Source organism: Kitasatospora nipponensis (genome assembly GCF_039528135.1).
GTDB classification, from domain to species: Bacteria; Actinomycetota; Actinomycetes; order Streptomycetales; family Streptomycetaceae; genus Kitasatospora; species Kitasatospora nipponensis.
This window is the reverse complement of record NZ_BAAALF010000962.1, coordinates 1-573: the sequence shown is the minus strand read 5'-3', so window position 1 is coordinate 573 and position 573 is coordinate 1. Positions and strand designations below refer to the sequence as shown.

At 69.5% G+C, this 573-nt stretch carries 1 pseudogene; it reads left to right on the top strand.

The features are described 5' to 3' along the window. A pseudogene (locus tag ABD323_RS44325) lies at window positions 1-404 on the top strand (hypothetical protein); the annotation flags it as partial. Between the last annotated feature and the right edge of the window lie 169 nt (window positions 405-573).

The following is a 573-nucleotide window of genomic DNA, read 5'->3' as shown; positions in this document are numbered from 1 at the left end:
CCTACGTCGCGGGCTACTACGGCGCCTCGGGTCACGACGTTTACCGGGTGATGCAGCCGAACCGCTTGTTGGACACCCGCACGAACACCCAGGACGGTTGCATGAAGAACCGTCAGGCGGCCGTCGTGACCCCCGGCCAGACGATCGAACTGGGCATCTGCTGGCAGGACATCACCGGCGCGACGATGAACGTCACGGTCACCGAGCCCAGCGCGGCCGGCTTCCTGACGGTCTATCCGGCCGGTTCGCCCCGCCCGACCGCTTCCAACATCAACTGGACCGCCGGGCAGACCGTCCCGAACCAGGTCGTGGTGCCGGTCCGGAACCAGAAGGTCGCCTTCTACAACGGCAGTGGCGGCACCGTGCACCTGGTGGTCGACGTGTTCGGCTACCAGGGGTACTGATCAATCGCTCCACCGCAGGCCCGTCCCCACTCCGGTGGGGGCGGGCATCGGCCGGTTTCTTCGGAGGACCGTCATCAGAACTCCTGTCGGCGCGCTGACCGCCGCCGTCCCGTTCGGCGCGCTGGCGCTGCCCGCCGTCGGGCCGGGCGGGGCGGGTGGCGCTCCCGTC